This is a genomic window from Desulforegula conservatrix Mb1Pa (assembly GCF_000426225.1).
GTDB lineage: Bacteria > Desulfobacterota > Desulfobacteria > Desulfobacterales > Desulforegulaceae > Desulforegula > Desulforegula conservatrix.
Genome location: NZ_AUEY01000170.1, coordinates 1 through 1602, shown reverse-complemented (window position 1 = coordinate 1602; position 1602 = coordinate 1). Strand labels below are relative to the sequence as shown.

Below are 1602 nucleotides of genomic sequence, written 5' to 3'. Positions count from 1 at the left end.
TTTGATTAATCACCTTTAGGTGATCCCCATTTTTTACCGCTTTGAGCGGTTCAGAATTCCATGCCACCGGCTTTGCCGGTGGTCGGTGACTAAAAAGCTATAATATCAAAGCTTTATTTGTTTTTGAATTTTTAGCAACTTTTTTAGCAACAGGCCTGATGGGGTTAAGAAATGTCTACCGGGAAAGATATCAAATCTAAAAAATTCAACGGGCTCTATTATCGGGAGTTATCAGACGGAGACCGCACTTATTATGCTCTGGTTACTATCGCCGGGAAGAGCCAGCGCTTTTGCCTGGGAAAACACTCAGAAGGCGTCAACCTGGTCTCAGCCAATCAAGCAAGGATAGATATCATTAACAAGGCAAGATATGGCGAAGAGGCCTTAAGCACTCTTCCGTTAACGCTGGCGAAGAAGAAAAAGAAGAAGATCATTTCTTTTGCTGATGTCGCTGGGCAGTATATTGACGCAAGAGTATTATCAGACGCAACAAAAGCCGAGTACTCTTCAATTCTAAAATTTATGGAAAAGATGGGGATTAAGTCAAAGGATCTCCATGCAATAACACAGAGCGACGTTAATTCCATTCAAAATAACTTGCTCAATGAAAAAAGGTCGTCATCTACGATTAATAAATATATTGGCTTTATAAAGTCCGTGTTTAACTATGGAATAAGACAAGGAATTATTAAGTCTACCAATCCCGCCAACGCATCCAAGCCGCTCAAAGAAAACAACGAAAGGCAAAGATATCTGTCAAAGGATGAAGTAGGCATACTAATTGATAGCGTCCGGAAAGACCAAAACCTTTTGCTTTTCTGTCTGTTGGGCTTGCAAACAGGCGCAAGGTTAGAATCAATCCTTCATATCCAGGTTAAAGACTTAGACTTTGAAAACGACACAATAACGCTCCATAACATCAAATCCAAGAAAACTTACAAAGGCTTTTTCTCAGGCGAGCTTAAACTGATCCTTAATGACCAGTTTAAAGGCTGCAATAACCCCAACGACTTCATCATAACCTTTAATGGGCAGCAGACGACAGCAAGGCAGATTCAATGCAGACTCAAGCCTATCCTTGACAGGCTGTTTAATCAGGGCCTTGATTCTAAAGACAGCAAAAACAGGGTTGTTATTCACACTTTAAGACACACAATTGCAAGCCACCTTGCTATTCAGGGAACACCGATCCATGAGATAAAAAAAGTCATGGATCATTCAAGCATTACGGAGACGATGAGATATGCAAAGCTTGCACCAGATAGTGGGAAAGAGAGCGTCCGAAAGCTATGGGAAGGGCTGTAATGCCTTTTTTATAAGACGCTCCACCATAAAACTAACTATAATAACAGCACATCATAAAAATCAGAAAAAAACTGTTGTGAAAAGGAGAAATGAATTATATTTTATCGGCTATAGAGTGGAGCAGGCGCTTACACGCTATATCTTGTGTTCTTTGAAAATCAATGGAGGTTAAATTAATGAGGAAGTGACAAATTCATCGTTCAGATTGATCAACGACAATTATTTTTCCGTGTCAGCGACAGTTATAATTCCCGATCCAGTTTCCTAATTTAAGGCGCATTTTCCTCACTTTTTTCC

1 protein-coding gene is annotated in these 1602 nt (G+C 40.0%); it reads left to right on the top strand.

Translation table 11 applies throughout. The features are described from left to right. Nucleotides 1-171: 171 nt before the first annotated feature. Entirely contained in the window at nt 172-1305 is a 1134-nt protein-coding gene (locus K245_RS0121615) for a tyrosine-type recombinase/integrase (protein ID WP_027360816.1), read from the top strand. Nucleotides 1306-1602: the final 297 nt, after the last annotated feature.